General features: G+C 48.9%; 17 protein-coding genes. All 17 read right to left on the bottom strand.

Features of this window, described 5'->3' with window-relative positions; genetic code table 11:
• Positions 1–58: 58 nt before the first annotated feature.
• The 17 genes from fliJ to MTO69_RS09510 all read right to left on the bottom strand — a co-directional run bounded on the left by fliJ (position 59) and on the right by MTO69_RS09510 (position 18362).
• Positions 59–499: a flagellar export protein FliJ gene (gene fliJ, locus MTO69_RS09430; protein WP_248328645.1), complete on the bottom strand. Its 441-nt coding sequence runs from the start codon at positions 497–499 to the stop codon at positions 59–61.
• Between the two features lie 3 nt (positions 500–502).
• The gene (gene fliI / locus MTO69_RS09435) at positions 503–1828 is read right to left on the bottom strand and encodes a flagellar protein export ATPase FliI (protein WP_248328647.1); all 1326 of its coding nucleotides are present in this window, start codon (positions 1826–1828) and stop codon (positions 503–505) included.
• Positions 1828–2628, bottom strand: a complete 801-nt coding sequence (gene fliH, locus MTO69_RS09440) for a flagellar assembly protein FliH (protein WP_248328649.1) — start codon at positions 2626–2628, stop codon at positions 1828–1830. Before fliH ends, fliI begins: the two co-directional genes overlap by 1 nt.
• Positions 2629–2648: 20 nt before the next feature.
• Positions 2649–3704: a flagellar motor switch protein FliG gene (gene fliG, locus MTO69_RS09445; RefSeq protein ID WP_248328651.1), complete on the bottom strand. Its 1056-nt coding sequence runs from the start codon at positions 3702–3704 to the stop codon at positions 2649–2651.
• Positions 3697–5442, bottom strand: coding sequence for a flagellar basal-body MS-ring/collar protein FliF (gene fliF, locus MTO69_RS09450; protein ID WP_248328653.1), 1746 nt, complete (start codon positions 5440–5442; stop codon positions 3697–3699). Before fliF ends, fliG begins: the two co-directional genes overlap by 8 nt.
• 17 nt (positions 5443–5459) lie before the next feature.
• On the bottom strand, positions 5460–5771 hold the full coding sequence (gene fliE / locus MTO69_RS09455; protein ID WP_248328655.1) for a flagellar hook-basal body complex protein FliE: 312 nt from the start codon (positions 5769–5771) through the stop codon (positions 5460–5462).
• A gap of 95 nt (positions 5772–5866) precedes the next feature.
• The gene (locus MTO69_RS09460) at positions 5867–7270 is read right to left on the bottom strand and encodes a sigma-54-dependent transcriptional regulator (RefSeq protein ID WP_248328657.1); all 1404 of its coding nucleotides are present in this window, start codon (positions 7268–7270) and stop codon (positions 5867–5869) included.
• 2 nt (positions 7271–7272) lie between these two features.
• Positions 7273–8331, bottom strand: coding sequence for a sensor histidine kinase (locus tag MTO69_RS09465; protein ID WP_248328659.1), 1059 nt, complete (start codon positions 8329–8331; stop codon positions 7273–7275).
• A 120-nt stretch (positions 8332–8451) separates the two neighbouring features.
• Complete coding sequence (locus MTO69_RS09470; RefSeq protein WP_248328661.1) at positions 8452–9918, bottom strand: sigma-54 dependent transcriptional regulator; 1467 nt, start codon at positions 9916–9918, stop codon at positions 8452–8454.
• A 264-nt stretch (positions 9919–10182) separates the two neighbouring features.
• Positions 10183–10593 carry a flagellar export chaperone FliS gene (gene fliS, locus MTO69_RS09475; RefSeq protein WP_248328663.1) on the bottom strand — a complete coding sequence of 137 codons (411 nt, stop codon included), beginning with the start codon at positions 10591–10593 and terminating at the stop codon, positions 10183–10185.
• A 15-nt stretch (positions 10594–10608) separates the two neighbouring features.
• Positions 10609–10932, bottom strand: a complete 324-nt coding sequence (locus MTO69_RS09480) for a flagellar protein FliT (RefSeq protein ID WP_248328665.1) — start codon at positions 10930–10932, stop codon at positions 10609–10611.
• On the bottom strand, positions 10919–12940 hold the full coding sequence (fliD, locus tag MTO69_RS09485) for a flagellar filament capping protein FliD (protein ID WP_248328667.1): 2022 nt from the start codon (positions 12938–12940) through the stop codon (positions 10919–10921). Before fliD ends, MTO69_RS09480 begins: the two co-directional genes overlap by 14 nt.
• A gap of 19 nt (positions 12941–12959) precedes the next feature.
• On the bottom strand, positions 12960–13388 hold the full coding sequence (gene flaG / locus MTO69_RS09490) for a flagellar protein FlaG (protein ID WP_248328669.1): 429 nt from the start codon (positions 13386–13388) through the stop codon (positions 12960–12962).
• A gap of 71 nt (positions 13389–13459) precedes the next feature.
• On the bottom strand, positions 13460–14593 hold the full coding sequence (locus MTO69_RS09495) for a flagellin (RefSeq protein WP_248328671.1): 1134 nt from the start codon (positions 14591–14593) through the stop codon (positions 13460–13462).
• Positions 14594–14821: 228 nt separating this feature from the next.
• Positions 14822–15955 (bottom strand): flagellin, encoded by a 1134-nt coding sequence (locus tag MTO69_RS09500; RefSeq protein WP_248328673.1) that lies wholly within the window; start codon positions 15953–15955, stop codon positions 14822–14824.
• A 246-nt stretch (positions 15956–16201) separates the two neighbouring features.
• Positions 16202–17335: a flagellin gene (locus MTO69_RS09505; protein WP_248328675.1), complete on the bottom strand. Its 1134-nt coding sequence runs from the start codon at positions 17333–17335 to the stop codon at positions 16202–16204.
• Positions 17336–17459: 124 nt separating this feature from the next.
• Entirely contained in the window at positions 17460–18362 is a 903-nt protein-coding gene (locus MTO69_RS09510; RefSeq protein ID WP_248328678.1) for a Dyp-type peroxidase, read from the bottom strand.
• Positions 18363–18429 lie beyond the last annotated feature (67 nt).

The following is an 18429-nucleotide window of genomic DNA, read 5'->3' on the forward strand; positions in this document are numbered from 1 at the left end:
TTTTGCAAAAAGTACGCCAAATAAAGGCTTAGGCGGATGTATTATCATCGATGTGAGGTTAGTTCAAACTGCGGCGGCCAAATTGAAGAGTAGAAAACTCATCCATTTGTTGCTGTTCGCGGCGGTTTTGTAAGCGCTGCTTTTCGTTTTGCTTTTTCTCGATCAACCACTCGTAGGAACGACGCTTCTTACGACACTCTAGCCAGTTCTGTTCACAGTTATTGACTTGATCCTTGAAGTGCGACTCCGCCAGTTTCTGTTTAGAGAGCGTTTCATCGAGCGTAGATAAGAAGCGATTTAAATGGGAGTATTGGCTGGCAGTCAATCCTTGCTGACCACGGTCGACCAATTGCTGACAATAGTCGAGGCGATATTTTTCGATCTGCTCTAACTGCTGGTAGTAGCCTTCCAGCTCAGTGCGCGCTTGACTAAGCGCCAACGCGGCCTGATTTTCGCGCTCTTTGGCTTGCTCAAGCAAAAACTCAAGTGCGTTGTCCATCGATTACCCTTCCCCATGCAGCAGGTTGCGCAACATGTTGACACACATGTCGTACGGAACGGTCTCTTTCATGCTTTGCTGTAAGTAGCTGTCGAGTTTCGGCTTGAGGGTAAACGCCCCATCAATCGCCGGATCGGTACCGGGTTTGTAGGCACCGATTGAAACCAAGTCTTGATTCTTGCGGCAAATCGACAGTACCTGTCTCACCGCTTTAGACATCAATATGTGCTCTTCAGAGGTAATCTGTGGCATGACACGGCTGACCGATTTTTCTACATCAATTGCAGGATAGTGGCCTGCGTCGGCCATTTCACGCGATAGCACGACGTGACCGTCGAGTATCGCTCGCGAGGCATCCGCGATTGGGTCTTGCAGATCGTCACCTTCGGTCAATACGGTGAAAAAAGCGGTAATCGAACCTTGATCGGGGTTACCGTTGCCGGCGCGCTCGACCAAAGCCGGTAGCTTGGCAAAAACCGAAGGTGGATAACCTTTGGTGGCTGGCGGCTCACCCACTGAAAGCGCAATCTCACGTTGAGCTTGAGCAAAACGTGTTAGTGAGTCCATGAGTAGTAACACGTCCAAACCTTGGTCGCGAAAATATTCGGCAATCGTGAGTGCGGTTTGACAACCTTTCAAACGCATCAGCGGCGAGGAGTCTGCTGGCGCCGCGACCACTACCGAACGCTGACGACCATCGACACCTAAGATCTCTTCGATAAACTCTTTAACCTCTCGGCCACGTTCACCGATCAGTCCAACCACCACCACCTGAGCGGTGGTACCACGAGTCATCATGCCTAAAGTGACCGACTTACCGACACCGGAGCCGGCAAATAGGCCAATACGCTGGCCTTTGCCCACCGTTAATAAGCCGTTGATGGCTTTGATACCGACATCCAAAGGTTCAGAAATGGGTTTGCGTGCTAGCGGGTTAATCGGCTCGGCGTTGAACGAGGCGCGCTGCTCAGTATAAATAGGGCCAAGACCATCGAGAGGATTGCCGACCCCATCAATAACACGGCCAAGCAGCTCCATTCCGACCGGCAGTCCAGATTCACTGGTCATCGGCGTTACTTTGGCCCCCGGTAGTACCCCAGTGATCTGCTCGCTTGGCATCAGATAGAGATTGTCACCAGAAAAACCGACCACTTCCGCTTCCATCTCGCCATGCATGGTTTCAACCTTGCACAAGCTGCCGATAGGCGCGCGGCAGCCAGTCGCTTCCAACGTCAAGCCGACCACACGCACTAATTTACCGGACGCAACAGGTCGGCAAGTTAAACCTTGGGTTTTGTATTGAGAGAGACGTTCCGCCAGCGCCAGCATTACTCACCACCTTGGTGACGATTGACTCCACAAAAGCTTTGAATAACGCTACGAATTCGATCTTCCATCCGGTAGTTGACACTCGACTCACCCGCTTCGATTTGCACATCACCGCGGTTAAGCGCAGGTTCGCTCATTAACGTCCAATTGCGGAACTCAAGTTGTTCCTCACCGTAGGAAGAACGAATAATTTCCACATCGTCAGGATGGAGTTTGAGGGTAATAGCATGGCCCGAGATCGGCAGAGACTCTACCGATTGTTTGATGGTATCGAGTACCACCTGAGGATTGGTTTGCACTTCAACATGGACCACCTCTTTCACCAAAGTCAGTACCATATCGACCAGCTGTTTTTCGACTTGAGCATTCATTAGCTCAAGGGGTTGTGCAAACTGATTGGCGAGATTGACAAAGGTTTTCACTTGCTGCTGAATAAACTCTTGCCCAGCCGCAACGCCTTCAACTTTGCCTGCTTCTACGCCCTCTTGCTTGCCTTCGTCAAAACCTTGCTGTTTACCTTTGTCGTAACCTTGCTTGAAACCCGCTTCTTGTCCTTGATGAAGCCCCTCCTGATAAGCTTGTTGCTTGATCAGTTCAATTTCATCTTCGCTCAGCGCTTTAGGGGCTTCTTCTTGGGCCGGCTCGGCAATTGGCATCCAGCTCGGGTCATAGTTCATCGCCGTTTCTTTGGCTTGACCGTGGGTTTGCGCCGTATAGTCAGGCATACCCCAACGCTCAGGTTTTTCGACCTGCTCGTCATTGTCTAATCGTAAAAAACCGCGCTTTCTTTCCAAAGACATACAGACCTTAGTTACTTAGCTTACAGGAATTCATCTGCGCCGCCGCCCAGCATGATTTCACCAGAATCCGCCATACGACGTGCCACAGCCAATACTTCTTTCTGCGCTGCTTCAACGTCCGATACTTTAATTGGCGGCATGGCTTCTAGGTCATCACGCATCATCTCAGCTGCACGCTTGGACATGTTCTTGAAGATCTTGTCGCGCAGTGCATCGTCCGCGCCTTTCAGTGCACGCTGCAAGGCGTCTTGTGGCACATCGCGCAGCAGCTTCTGGATACCTTGGTCGTCGACCTCGATCAAGTTTTCGAACACGAACATCAGATCCTGAATCTGGGTCGCCATGTCTTCGTCTTGATCGCGGATTTGCTCCATCAAGATGCCTTCGACGTTGTTGTCCATATAGTTCATGATCTCGGCGGCCGCTTTCAGGCCACCAATTTTCGCTGCTTGAGCACCCGCTTGACCGGCGAACTGCTTCTCCATGATCTCGTTCAGCTCAGCCAGTGCTGACGGTTGAACTTCTTCAAGGTTGGCGATACGCATCATCAGGTCTAAACGATCACGCTCAGCAAACTGCGAGAGAATTTCTGCGGATTGATCGGGCTCCAAGTAGGAAAGCACGATGGTTTGAATCTGTGGGTGCTCGTTAATGATGATACTCGCCACCTGACGTGGGTCCATCCATTTCAAAGAGTCCAGACCTTTCGAGCCAGTACCCAGTAGGATTTGGTCAACCAGGTTGTTGGCTTTATCTTCACCTAACGCCGCGACTAGGGCATTACGCATAAAGTCTTCGCTACCCATACCGATGTTGGTGTATTTCTGGATATCTTCCAAAAAGGCACGGTGGACAGCGCCCACTTTCTCTTGGCTCAAATCCGCCGCACGTGCCATGGCACTACCCACACGTTGCACCTGTTTCGGCTCTAGGTGACGAATAATGCCCGCTGCATCTTCTTCGTTGAGACTCAATAATAAGATCGCCGCGCGCTCTTCGCCCGGAATACTGGCAATATCGACGGTGTTTTCGATCACTTCACCGCCTTCACCCTGGGGGACTATTTCGTTAGGCATCTTGCATCCAATTCTTCACAACTTGTGCTGCAAGTTCTGGTTCATTAGCAACCAGCGCACGAACCGCTTTCAGCACGTCTTCATCTTTGTGTAAATTAGGCAAGTCAATACTTGAGCCAAACTCAAACAACTCGCCACCATCTAAATCACCGCCGATTAAGCTTGTTTCACCATCAACACCGATTGGCAAGCCATCAGGGCCGTACAGCTGCTCGTCTTCATCTGAAGCAGGGTTGAGCAGTTTCTTCATTGCTGGGCGAACCAAGACTAACACCACCACGATAATCACTAGCGCACTCGCAAACCAACGAATCCAATCGTTGAAGTTTGGATGTTCCCAAATTGGCACATCCGCCAGAACCTCAACTTCCGGCTCTGCGAACTGCATGCTAAGCACGTTGAGCAAATCGCCACGAGCTTCATTGAAACCGACAGTACCCACCAACAGCTGTTTAATAGAGTTTAGCTCAGCATCAGAAATCGGCTCATAGCTGGTTTCGCCGGTATCAGGGTTAACCATGGCACGGTTCTTCACCGCTACAGCAACAGTTTGACGATTGACGATACCGGTTTGTCGACGTTCATGACTGATGGTGGTGTCGAGTTCAAAGTTACGCGTTGCCTCTTTGTGCACCGAACCTTGCCCGAGAAGACTTCCATCTTTCATTTGCGCCACATCTTGAGGGATAGACGCATCCGCTGGCGGCTGGTTACTCAGCGCGCCTGGCACACCTGCAACCACATTGCCGTTGTTGTAGTCTTCGAGCGTGTATTCACTACGTGTGGCAGGGGTATTTGGGTCAAAGCTTTTGCGTGTTTGCTCGACCGCACTGAAATCAAGCTCAATGTCCACTTGCGCGGTATAGTTGCCAAAGCCCAAAATAGGAATCAATACTGAGTCGATTTTTTCACGCAGCGCTTGCTCTTGTTTGCGCTCCAATTCGTGCTCTTTGCGGCGAGCCGCAGAGGCTGGGTCTTGCGAGCCTGAGCTGAGTAAACGACCGTGTTGGTCAGTCACTGTGATGCGATTGGGTTTCATGCCCGGCACCGCACTGGCCACCATATCAACCACAGAGTCGACTTCTTCTTGCTTTAAGTTAGTGCCAGTTTTGAGGGTTAAAAATACCGAAGCAGACGCTTCTTGGTTATGACGAACGAACACACTCTGTTTAGGTAGCGCAAGCAGCACGCGCGCTTTACGCACTTGCTTCATCTCTTCAATTGCTTTCGACAACTGGCGCTCACGGCTCAACTTCAAGCGTTCTTGCTCTAGACGCTGAGACACACCGAATCCCATATCTTGCAACAGAATTTCGTCGCCGGCTTGTCGCTCCTGATTCAAGCCTGCACGCACCATGTCGAGTTTCAGGCTGTTGTAATCACTGGCAGGGACCAAAATGGTGTTGCCATCAAGTTTGTATTCGAGTTTTTGCTGGTCAAGGTAGTCAAGAATAGGGATCAGCTCTTCTGTTTCATAGGCACCCAATGGGCGCATCTCTGGCTCTTTAACCCAGAAAAACAGCATTACAATAAGCGCAACACAGATGGAGATAGACAGAACCAATACCACTTGACGCAGCAAGTCGAGATCACCGACGGCCATGTCAAACTTCGAACTGCTCTTTTCGTCCAGATCAGGATTCTGGACATTGGTGTCGAGATCGGTTGTTGCCAGCATTGCGCTATCTGCGCCGCCATCGGCAACTGCCAGATCCGTTGATTGATTTTGCTCTGCCACAGACTTTACCTAACTACTTAAACCGGCATGTTCATCAATTCTTTGTACGCTTCCACCAGCTTGTTGCGTACTTGAATTGTTGCTTCAAAAGCGACACTGGATTTGTTTCTCGCGATCATCACGTCAGAAAGAGAGACATCGGCATCACCGCGATCAAAACGCATTTGCAGATCACTCGAGGTTTTTGAAAGACTATTGACGTTATTGATGGCATTGTTGAGCAGCTGACCAAAGTCGGCACCGACAGCTTGTCCTGTCGCCGCTGGTTTAGTACCGCTTGCTTCGAACATCATTGCTTGCATTTCACTTTGAAAACCATCAACTCTCATCAAAACCTCGGTTGTCAACTCTTTGACATATTCATGTGCTGGACTTATGACGCTGCAATCCTCGTGCCACGTCGGTTGATAGGGAAAATAACACGTTAGTTTGGAATATCAATCCCAGCATCACGCATTTTTGCTAACTTGTAGCGCAAAGTTCGTGGACTTATGCCGAGTTTTTCGGCCATCTCTTTGCGGCGACCATTACACTCCTCTAGCGTTTCGAGGATGATGGCAAATTCTTGGTCTCTGAGCTCACCGCCAAGGCCACTGCCTGAGGTCACATTTTTTGTCGCTTCTGCGATTGGCTTAACGTCAGGCGCCACGGCGCTGTCGCTGTTTTCTACCGCCACTTGTAAGCCTGAGGCGTCTTGCCAATCCAGTCCTTCAAGTAGGATATGTCCGGCCTCAATGTGGCCATTTTCACTGAGGATCAACGCGCGCTGTACCACATTGTCGAGCTCGCGAACGTTACCTGGCCATGGATACGCCAAAAGTTTAGCCACCGCTTGTGGTGATAGCGTCGGAACGGGTAGACCCAGTTTTTGGCAATGGCGCTCAACTAAGTGATTAGCCAATGGTTCGATATCACCCTGACGCTCACTCAGCGCCGGCCATGTAATTGGGAAAACATTGAGTCGGTAGTATAAATCTTCGCGGAAATTGCCTTCTTGAACGTACTGCTTAAGATCGCGGTTACTGGTCGCCAATACCCGCACATCAAGCTTAACGCTTTTTCTACTGCCTAAGCGCTCAACCTCACGCTCTTGCAAAACGCGCAATAATTTTGCTTGTAGGTTCAGGTCCATTTCGCTGATTTCGTCCAACAAAATGGTCCCCCCTTGCGCTTGCTCGAACTTACCTGGGCACGCTTGTACCGCTCCCGTGAACGCCCCTTTTTCGTAGCCAAACAGGGTCGCTTCGAGCATGTTGTCAGGAATGGCAGCACAGTTGATCGCCACAAATGGTCCATCTTTGCGATTCGATGCGTTGTGGATGTAGCGAGACATCACCTCTTTTCCCGAACCGCTTGGACCCAACACCATCACACTGGCATCGGTTTTGGCAACTTTGTCGGCCAGCGCCAATAACTTAATACTTTTTTCATCGGCCACGACCGCGTCGCCGTTATCATCGGATTTTACTGGGGCATAGCGGCTGACCATATTAAGCAACACTTCTGGCGCAAACGGCTTGGCCATGTAGTCAATCGCTCCATCTTTCATCGCTGATACCGCATCTTCGATGTTGGCGTACGCCGTCATCAGCAATACAGGTAAGTTAGGCCAATGTTGCTTAATGCTGCGCAGCAGAGCTAAGCCGCCCATACCTGCCATTTGCACGTCAGAAACAACAATGTCGACACTGTTTGATTTGAGTTTGACTAAGGCATCTTCAGCGCTATCAGCTTCGAGCCACTCGTAACCCGCCAGCGCTAATGTATCGACCAGAGCCTCACGTAGACCTTCATCATCTTCTACTATTAGGACCTTACTTTGAGCCATTGTCATTCTCCAGTGATTGGTTCTTGTTCAACATCAGGGCGACGTTCTAGCGGTAGGCACATAGTAAAGCACGCCCCTTCTCCCTGTTCTGAAATCAGTTCTAACCTACCTTCATGGGCGCGACATACCATTTGTACGACCGCGAGTCCCAGCCCCGTGCCTTGAGAACGAGTGGTGAAGAAAGGTTCCATAATTTTGTTTTGCAACTCAGGTGGTACGCCAGGTCCGCTATCTTGGACCGAAATTCGCAGCTCGCCATTGACCGGACGACAAAACACGTCCAGTTGCGACCCTTTACCGGCGATTTGAATTGCATTCATCACCAAATTGCTCAGTGCAGAAGCAATCGCATTGGCATTACCAAGCAGTTGTGTCTGCTCCTGTTCGACTTCGAGGTGATAATCAATTTGGTTGGTTTTTAAGGCGGTTTCAATCATCGGAGAGAACTCAGCAATCAACGCCTCGACGGTGAAAGGCTTAACCACTTTGTTATCGCCTCCTTTGGCAAACAACAGCATGTCGTTGACCTGTTTTTCAAGATCGTGCAAGCGATCCATCAACTTGGTTTGAAAGCGGTCTTTGGTTGCGGCGGGCAAATTGGGCGCAGCGAGGTTTGAGGCATACAACATCGCACTCGACAAAGGGGTGCGCACTTGGTGAGCGAGTGACGCTACCATACGTCCGAGCGAAGACAAGCGCTGCAAGTCACTGATCCGAGATTGCAACAATCGAGTTTCTGTCAGGTCAGTGATCAGAATTAACTGCCCTGTGGTTGATGCAGAGATAGCCAAACGAACTTTTCGCCCATTGCGCAGGGAAATCTCATGGCCATCGTCTTCACGCGGCGCAAACGCTTGTTGAATGACTTCAAACCATTTGTCTCCCACCAGAGGCAACTCCAACAAACGCTGTGCTTCTGGGTTAGCTTCCTGCACCGTGCCCTGAGTATCAAGCAAAATAACGCCAGCAGGCATCACATCCAATACCTGTTGGTAACGTTCGACTTGTTGCTCCAGAGTACCGAGTGGTGTTGGGTTATCTGTAGGTGGTGTTGAATGCATGACGTATTTCTGCCTTAAAAACTACAATAGCCTGTAATGCAAAAAGCACGCCAGGCTATTGTTGTTATTTTTCAATCACTTAATCTTAAGTCGGTAAATTGACAGTCAATATTTGAACACTTACCGCTGCAAATTGTACTTGCGCATCTTCTCAACCAAAGTGGTACGACGCATACCCAACATATCAGCGGCCCGCGCCACCACGCCCCCTTGGGCGTCTAATGCTTGATTGATCATATTCACTTCCAACTCGGCTAACATCTCTTTCAAGTTAACCCCTTCAGGAGGCAGGCTTTGCGGCGCATTTTCATGTTGCTCAAATACGTCATTCGACTCAAAACTGAAATCCTCAGAGAAGATGTCTTGCAGAGCGTCACGCTCTTGTTCTTCAACCGATTCGCGGCTGTGATACTCAGGCTGGAATTCAGGAATATCACTATAACGATACTTAGTCGGTAAATGATTCACATCAACCAGACTGTTGGGATAAAGAATGATCATCCGCTCAACTAGGTTGGCCAGTTCACGGACGTTGCCCGGCCACTCGTGCTCCATTAGGGAGTTTATCGAGCGAGGTGTAAAGCAGATTGGCTGTGCCCCTTCCGACTCCATTCTGGTCATCAACTCTTGAAGCAGCAGCGGAATGTCTTCTTTACGCTCACGCAGTGCCGGCATCTCTATCGGGAACACATTCAGTCGGTAGTATAAGTCTTCACGGAATGATTCGTCGTCAATCATAGACTCAAGATTTCGGTGAGTCGCCGCAATCACGCGTACGTTGACACGAATAGTGGTATTACCCCCGACGCGTTCAAAACAGCGCTCTTGCAACACACGCAGCAGCTTCACTTGCATCGGCATTGGCATATCGCCAATTTCATCCAAAAACAGTGTGCCACCTTCGGCCAACTCAAAGCGCCCTTTACGCGAGGTGATCGCCCCAGTAAACGCCCCTTTTTCGTGACCAAACAGTTCACTTTCAAGCAAATCCGCAGGTATCGCTCCACAGTTGATTGGTACAAATGGACCATTGCGGCGCGCGGAATGATAATGGATATTGCGTGCCACAACCTCTTTACCCGTTCCTGATTCACCAAGGATAAGAACATTGGCTTCGGTACCAGACACCTGTTCGATAAGATGGCGAACATCTTTAATGCCAAGACTCTGCCCCACCAAACTGCGAAACAGGGTATTTTTACGTGAAGAGGAAAGGACATTGACCCCTTTGCGGCCAAGGAAATCCTTACAATGACGGAGCGCTTCACTTAATTGCGGATAGTTAAGAGGGTACTCAAGATCACCGACATAGTTTGTCAGCTCTTCAACAGGATAAGAATGCTTACCCGCAATCAACAAAGGAATATGGTTGGCTTGGGCGAGTTGTTGGCTCAATTCGACAGGAAGCTGCTCGCCATTAAGGGAACCCAGGATACATCCAGCCCATACTTGCGACCAATCGATACTGGCCAGCTGATCCGAGCAGACCGCCTCACATTGTTCTCCAACAAATTCTAAAATAGTACTGAGATTGGTACGAGCTTGTGCATCATCTTCAATCACAAGTAGTTTTGCTAAACCTTGCATAGGTGAGATAGTTTGCCTTTATTATTCAACGTTGTGGCTGGTTTATGTTTCTAGCGTTACAGATAACTATAGTTGAGAAAGCTCGCTAGACAATGGATAAAAATTCAGCAACAAAAAAAGCCACTAGGCTAGTTAGTGGCTTCTATTCTATTTGATAAAAAAAATATGGCAACCAAGCGATTGCTTGATGTGATGTTAGCCCAAAAGCGATCCGTGACTAAAAAGCCCCACAGTTCAATAATTAACCACTTTATTAGGTTTTACTTATAAGCCCACATCCGCGGCGGTCAAATTATGGTATTCGCTTGGAATTTGATCCCATGCAGATTTTATTTCACGAATAATTTCTATCACGTCGTCGATCGGTTGTGGATCATTTTGGTGATTCGCTTCGGTAATTTGAGTAATCATGAACTCGTATAACTGATCAAGATTTTGAGCGATATCACCACCATCATCCATCGACAGGCAGCTGCGAAGACTGATCACAATATCGAGCGCTTTGCCAAGACGCTCACCTTTGACAGGAATGTTCCCTGCAAGCATCGCCGCTTTGCCTTGAATCAAACGTTCGATGGCCCCAGCCATTAGCATTTGAACAATTTTATGCGGGGAGGCCGCACTGAGCTGGCTATCAACCGATACCTTCTTGTAAGCCTGTAGTGAACCACGCATAACAAACCTCTTAATTTATAAAAACTTCTGATACTGCTGAACCGAACGTTTACCATGACGGTATTTCTGTAACGCTTGACCAAATTCAGCAGTCTTATCCTGCATCGTCGCCACAACAGTTTGCGTTCGTTGAACGGCATCTTGCCACTGTTGTGAGCAACTCAGCTCTGGATGCGCCTGTAGCGCTTCCAGTAAACTTTGCAATATCTGTTCCCTTATATCGACTAGGCGCGCGATATCTTCAACGCTTAGCTCCGTTGCGGCCAAAGCGAGCTCAATTTCGTGATCTACATCACTCAAAGCATCAAGTTGACCCGCAATCTCCTTATCCAAGGGCATTCATCATTCCCGCCAGCTGTGATTGCATTTTACTCGTTGCATCCTGCATCGCCGTAAATTTGGCGTGAGTACGCTTTTCTAAGTTGTCCATACGGCGATCCAGTGCCGCCTGATCATCTTGAAGACGGTAGTTACGCTCCACCATACTACGCTCGCGGTTTCGAATCGACCCGGTGACGCCGGTTAAACCCTGTATCGCATCCTCAACCTTTTTCGCAAAGCCTTGGTTGCCGCCAAAGAAATCGGCCAGCTTATTGAAGTTGTTGTTGAGCTGCTTATCGAGCATATCGTAGTTGATTTCCAGATCCCCTTGACGAGTCGTAGTAATACCAAACTCAGTCAAGGTTTTAAGATCTTCCGGTGCGGGCTCTACTCGTTGAGAAAACACCGCTTTTAGTCGGGAGTCTGCGCTGCGGACGATACTATCACCCGCCAATGGCCCCGCCATCCCGGTGCGAGGGTCGACCCCAGACAGCTCTTTACTGACTCGATAGAACTGATTGTACGCTGCGACAAACTGTTCAATGTCTTCACGTACACCTTGACGGTCATATTCGATATCAATCTCAGACGGGGCTTTACCTGGTTCGGAACGGCCTTTGAGAGTTAAGTCAACGCCATCAATGGCGTCTTCAATAATATTGTTGCTACTGGAAAGCTGCGCGACGCCATCGAGCAACACTTTGGCATCTTGCGCCGATTGCACTTCAGTCATGCCGCGATATGTGTCAAACGACTGCTGCGCCGCTTCGAGATCGCGTTGAGCTTGATCGATTCGATCCAGGTACTCTCGCTCCTCGGGCGGCAGTTTTGCCCGCTCAAGCTGTTTCGCTTGCTCAGGAGTCAGCTCACCAGATTCAACACGCTTAGCGAGTATCTCCTGCTCTTTTGCCACTTGCTGTTCGAGACGGGCTTTAGCAGCCTCTAGCTTAGCTTGCGCTTCTTTTGGCGTGACATAAGAGTCCGTTAATGTACCCGACGCTGTATTGGTCCACCCCGGCACATCCGGCGCTTTTTCCAGCGCTTTCCCGTCAAGCTCCGGTTCTGGTTCCCAGTACGAGTCTAACAAGGTGCCCGATGCCGTCTCGGTCCAGCCAGGAATTCTTTCTGAAGGTTTAAGGTATTTGTTGGCTTCAATACCCGCTTTCGCGGCGGCCGCGGTAGCGGCATTTGAAATATCGTTGCCCGGCGTTGCGTCTTTAGCGGCATTCGGATCGACATCCATTGCCGCCTGTTTTGACGTTTGAGCGATTTCTTGATCGACAACCTTTGCCGCATCGATGATTTTCTGCGCGATCTTATCGGCAACTTTTTTCTCAGCGGGATTTAAAGGAGCGATCAGTTCTTGAGCCGCGGCGCGCGCGCGCTCGAGATCTTTTACTCGTTGCTCCAGTGTTTTGTATTCTAGATTTTTGAGTGCGTCGCCTGGCTGAGCCTCAACACGCACAGAGATGTCGTTGTCTGACCCTGACACATTAGAAGCAACGATGAGACGAGGGCCGTCGACGTCATTGATGACAGCGGCGCGAACCCCTGGATTTGATTTGCTGTTATTGATACCTCGAACAATGTCGATCAGTTTCGAGTTATCTTGAATATTGACGGAAAAGTCTTTGCTGCCAAGTGAAATCTGCAGCTTGCCCGGGCCAAATTTCGCGTCTTCTGGTAGAACATCAGACGCAATTTTATGACTTTGGGCAAGCTGCAACACATCGATAGCATATCGACCAGCGATAGCTTCAGTGGTTGCTGTCGCGGACACGACCGCTTCATCGGTAGATTCCACGGTTCTCGCGGCAAAAGCTTTCTCTTGTCGAAAGCTTGCCATTAAGTTTTTCATCGTATCCAGCGACTCTCTGAGTCGTCCATAGGCACTGATACTGGAATCAATTTCAGTCCGCTCATTGTCAATGCGTTGCTGTTTAGGAACACGCTCCGCATCAACAATTTTGCTGACCATAGAATTGATATCCATGCCAGAATTCATGCCTATTGGCCCAAAACTCATTCATTCACTCCAAGTACGATTACACCATTTGGTTGACCAGTCCAGACGAGTAACGAGCCGTTTGCTCTCGCAGTCGTCTTAGGATCTCCAACATTTCCTCATCGGGAATCTGTCGAATAATATCGCCAGTATCCGCCTCATAAATTGTCACAACATCTCTGCCCGACTCTTCGTCGACGCGAAATGATAAGCCCTTGTTGATCGACGAGATGAAATCATTCATCTGTTGTACGATCCTTTCGCGCTCTTCCCGATTTAGCTTTTCACGCTCTTTCGAGGCTTCTATCGCTTTTTCAACGGTCTGAGTTGCTTTCTCGCTTATCTCCGCAGTAGAGACCTGTTCCTTTGGTGAGGAAACTTGCTGTACACCATCGTACTTTGAAGCAAGTTTAGTGCCACTTTCTGAGCCATAAGGCTGGATGTTCGATGTGTAGGATGGTATTTCCATAACGATCTCCCTTCCACCTTAGCAGGTCACAACATAACGTTGTACCAATAAGCTCCAATCGAACCTATCGATTAACCTAATAAGCTAAGAGCTGCCGACGGAGACTGCTTAGCTTGCGCTAGAACAGAGGTACTGGCCTGCTGAAGAATCTGCGATTTAGTCATCGCGGTGGTTTCTTTCGCGTAGTCAGTATCCACGATTCGGCTACGAGACGCATTCACGTTCTCGTTGATGTTGTCCAGGTTGCTGATTGCGTGCCCAAAACGGTTTTGGAATGCACCTAACTCAGCGCGCTGACTGTCGACCGTTTTTAACGCACCATCAATGACAGACACTGCAAGTTGCGAGCCTGCTACCGATGTCACATCAACATCTGCCACGGTTCTATCTTGCGCTGCACCGAAACCGATTTCACCGCCAAGTCCACCACCGATCGCCACCTCTGTCGCAACCTTGTTTGAGGCTGCAAACAGCTGAAGTTTGCCCTCTTCGCCAACAGAAGCCTTAACGTCATCACTTTGACCGTTAATGTAGGTAGCAAGCTGCTCCATATCGTCGCCAGCTTTGGCATTGATCGTTAACTCTTTCGCCTCACCATGTACATCAGTATAGCTTAGAGTCAGGTCTGTCGTGCCTTCAGAGACTGTCCAGTCTGGTGATTTGCCTTCTTGCGCAATGTACGCCTTACCGCCCATCTCCATGGTGTCAGAACGCATGTTCCCCATAGAAAGCTGAACCGCCTCACCCGAACTGGCACCAATTTGGAAAGATTGGCTGCCGAAGGTGCCGTTAAGTAGTTTGTTACCACCAAACGATGTGGTTTCAGCAATACGGTTGAGCTCGTCATTTAACGCAGTCACTTCCTCTTGGATAGCAATACGTTCGGAACGAGAGTTAGAGCCGTTAGAAGATTGCAACGCCAAGTCGCGCATACGTTGCAGGATGTTGGTGGTTTCATTCATCGCACCCTCAGCGGTTTGAGCGATAGAAATACCATCGTTGGCATTTTTTACCGCCATGTCTAAACCACGGCTTTGTGAGTTTAAGCGATTCGAGATTTGGAGGCCTGCAGCATCATCTCGGGCACTGTTGATTTTGTAACCCGAAGATAGACGCTCCATCGATTTCTGCATGCCATCAGTCGCACCGTTAAGGTAGCGCTGAGCAGTCATCGCAGACACGTTCGTGTTTACGTTAATTGCCATATTTGATCTCCTTAGGCATTTGGGGCGATGTGCCTCTGCGTCTCTCACCTCGCATCAACACATCTCATTTCTCTCAGTCCTGTAACGGCCCCTAGAGAAATACCTTTAGAGAAAAATTAAACTTTTTCGCAACTTTTTTACTCAAGCCTCAATATTGCAATAAAAATCAATCAGTTATTAAAAACAAAAAAATCCAGCCGAAGCTGGATTTTTTTCTTAGGGTTTTGATTAACCAAGTAGGCTCAATGCTGAGTTTGGCGCCTGTTTGGCTTGCGCAAGGATAGAACTTGACGCTTGAGAAAGGATTTGCGACTTGGTCAATGCCGTTGTCTCTTTCGCGAAGTCGGTATCTTTGATACGGCTCTTCGATGCGTTCACATTCTCGTTGATGTTGTCTAAGTTGTTGATTGCGTGGTTGAAGCGGTTTTGGAATGCACCCAGCTCCGCGCGGTGGCTGTCTACGTATTGTAGCGCTGCATCAACGATAGCCACAGACTCTTGAGCACCACCCACAGACGTGACATCGATGGTATCTACAGTGACTGCTTTACCTTCACCCATGTTCAACTCACCTGCTAGACCACCAGCGAATGAGACTGCGCCATCAACTTTGTTCGCACCAGCAAACACTTGTAGCTGACCATCTTCGTTGACAGAGGCTTTCACCATATCTGTTTGACCGTTGATGTAAGTGGCTAGCTCTTCAATGTCGTCGCCTTCTTTAGCATTGATATTGATGGTTTGCTCTTGACCGTTTTTGTCAGTCAAAGTGATCGCTAGGTCGTTAGAACCTGCAGACACTGTCCAGTTTTTGTCTTTGCCTTCCGCTGCTTGGTAGCTTGTACCACCCATGCCTACGTTGTCAGAGCGCATATCGTTAAGTGAAAGCATTACCGCCTCACCATTGTCTGCACCGATTTGGAAAGACTTAGTCGAGAACGTACCGTTAAGCAGTTTGTTACCACCGAAAGAGGTTGTTTCTGCGATACGGTTCAGTTCATCGTTCAGTGCTGTCACTTCTTCTTGAATCGCCACACGCTCAGACTTAGAGTTTGAACCGTTTGCGGATTGTAGCGATAGGTCACGCATACGTTGAAGAATGTTAGTTGTCTCGTTCATCGCACCTTCAGCAGTCTGCGCGATAGAGATACCGTCGTTCGCGTTACGCACTGCAACGTCAAGACCGCGGCTTTGCACGTTCAAGCGGTTCGAAATTTGTAGACCCGCTGCATCGTCTTTTGCACTGTTGATCTTAAAGCCAGATGACAAACGCTCCATTGAAGCTTGTTGAGCGTTGCTCGCGCTGTTTAGGTAACGCTGTGCTGTCATTGCTGCTACGTTAGTATTTACATTCACTGCCATGGTGATTTCTCCGTTTGATTTTCCGATGTTTCCGGTTTCCGACGTCTCGGAAAACCAAGCTAGTTCTCTCAAAAGTTACTTTTATTAACGGCACGATTTTCGAAACCTTGAGTATTTTTTTGAGAATTTTTTGAAAAAAATTGGTTTAGAAGAGAAAGCGTGACCAACAAATAAAAATCATTAAAAAAGCGATTTTTTTGCTAAAGCTTTGCCGACGCTTGTCGATACCTTTCTCTTTTTTGAGAATTAACCTAATAAAGTTAAGGCCAGGTTCGGCTGTTGCTTGGCTTGAGCCAAAATCGAAGTGCTGACTTGCTGTAGAATTTGCTGTTTGACCAGTTGCGTCGTCTCTTTGGCGTAGTCGGTGTCTTTGATACGGCTATTGGAAGCAGACAAGTTCTCATTGACATTAGACAGGTTGGTGATCGCATGGTTAAAGCGGTTTTGCATCGCCCCAAGCTCGGCGCGGTGACTGTCGACATACTTAAGTGCAGTATCGATAACAGACACTGCTCGCTGCGCACCGCCAACATCTGAAATGTTCAGATTATCAACCGCTTCGTACCCCTCTAGATTCATATTCAGCGCATTGGCCAAGCTGCCAGAAAAAGAGAGTGTCCCCGACGTTTCCTTACCGGCCATAAAGATTTGCAGCTGGCCATCTTGATTGACCGAAGCTGAGACCTTATCGGTTTGGCCATTGATGTAGGTCGCCAACTCTTCGATGTCGTCCCCAACTTTAGCTTCAATCTTGATCGTCTCTTGCTGGCCTTGAGCATTGGTGTACTGCATCATCAGCATCCGGTTGTCTTGGCTCACTTGCCAATCGCTGTCTGCCGCGTTTGCTGCCACATAGCTAAAGCCACCCATATCCAGACTGTCTGAACGCATGTTTTTCAATGACACTTGCACCGCTTCGCCTGAGCTCGCGCCAATCTGAAAAGAAGAGGATGCAAACGAACCATTGAGCAGTTTTCGACCACCAAAAGAGGTGGTTTCGGCAATTCTGTTCAATTCATCGTTTAAAGCCGCCATTTCTTCTTGTAATGCATCACGCTCTGCCCGGCTATTGGCACCATTGGCAGACTGCAAGGAGAGATCGCGCATTCGTTGAAGAATATTAGTACTCTCTTGCATCGCCCCTTCCGCAGTCTGCATGATTGAAATGCCGTCGTTTGCATTTCTCATGGCGACATCAAGACCACTCATTTGCGACTCAAGACGATTCGAGATCTGCAGCCCCGCTGCATCATCTTTGGCGCTGTTAATCCGATTCCCAGAAGAGAGTCTCTCCAGAGATTGATTCAACAAGTCGGTCGCATTGCTCAAGTGTCGCTGCGCAGTCATTGCCGAAACATTGGTATTTACAGTAATAGCCATAGATAAAACGATCCTCCAAAGGGTTACCCTCTTTATCGGCATCAACGCGATTACTTTAATCACAAATACAAAAAAGCCGAGCACTCAGGCTCGGCATAAATATAAATGACTAACAATGCGTTCGTTATTTCAGTTTTAATGCCTGCAACATCGGCGCTGAAGGGGCAAAGAAGTAGGCCCCTGTCACCGCTTTAGTGAAACGCAGTAACTGATCGGTTTTGCCATCGGTCACACCATACATACTCTCGAGCATCGCGGTGAAGTTGTGCAGGGTGTGGCAATACGCAATAAACAGCAGACCATGCTCTCCAGAGACACTGCCGTATGGCAAACTGTGGCGAACAATCTTGAGCCCTTTGCCTTCTTGTTTAATATCTACGCGCCCAACGTGCGACGCGGCAGGTACATCGTCAAGTTCAATCGAGTCTGGCTTAGTGCGGCCAATGACTTTCTCTTGTGCAGAGACGTTAAGGCGATTCCAGGCAGGCAAATTGTGCACAAAACGCTGCACCATAACATAGCTGCCTCCGGCAAACTCTCCTTCAGCTACCATCGCCACCTGCTGTCTCTGCTCGGCTTTAGGGTTCTCGGTACCATCGACAAAGTCGGTTAAGTCACGAGAGTCTAGGTAGCGGTAGCCGTAAGTTTCATCCACCACTGCTACGCTCTCACTGACGCTTTCCATCAACTTGCGCAGCAAATAAAAATGTAAATCGTGACGATTCGAGTGACAATGAATGAGCACATCTACCTCAGTGCTCGGAGCCACGACCTCGCCATCACCTAAGGTAGGGAAATCAATCAACTCACTGGGCATGGCTTGTTCGAACTGTTGCCAAAACGCTTTGCTAAAGGCGATAGATACCGTCAACTCTGCTCCTGGCTGCTGACCATTCAGCTCATCCACTAAGGCAGGCAGTGCCTGCAGTTGTTCTAGAACCTGATGTGGGTTTTGAGTCACCTTGAGCAAGGTATAGTGCGCAAAAGGGCCAGCTTCTGGGAGAATGGCGCTTTGAAACTGTGACATGATTACTCCTCATTTATTGTTTTGGCTCAGTGTATTAGGTTTGGCAATCCGTATATTGATGCCGATC

This window comes from Vibrio sinaloensis, assembly GCF_023195835.1.
Taxonomy (GTDB): domain Bacteria; phylum Pseudomonadota; class Gammaproteobacteria; order Enterobacterales; family Vibrionaceae; genus Vibrio; species Vibrio sinaloensis_C.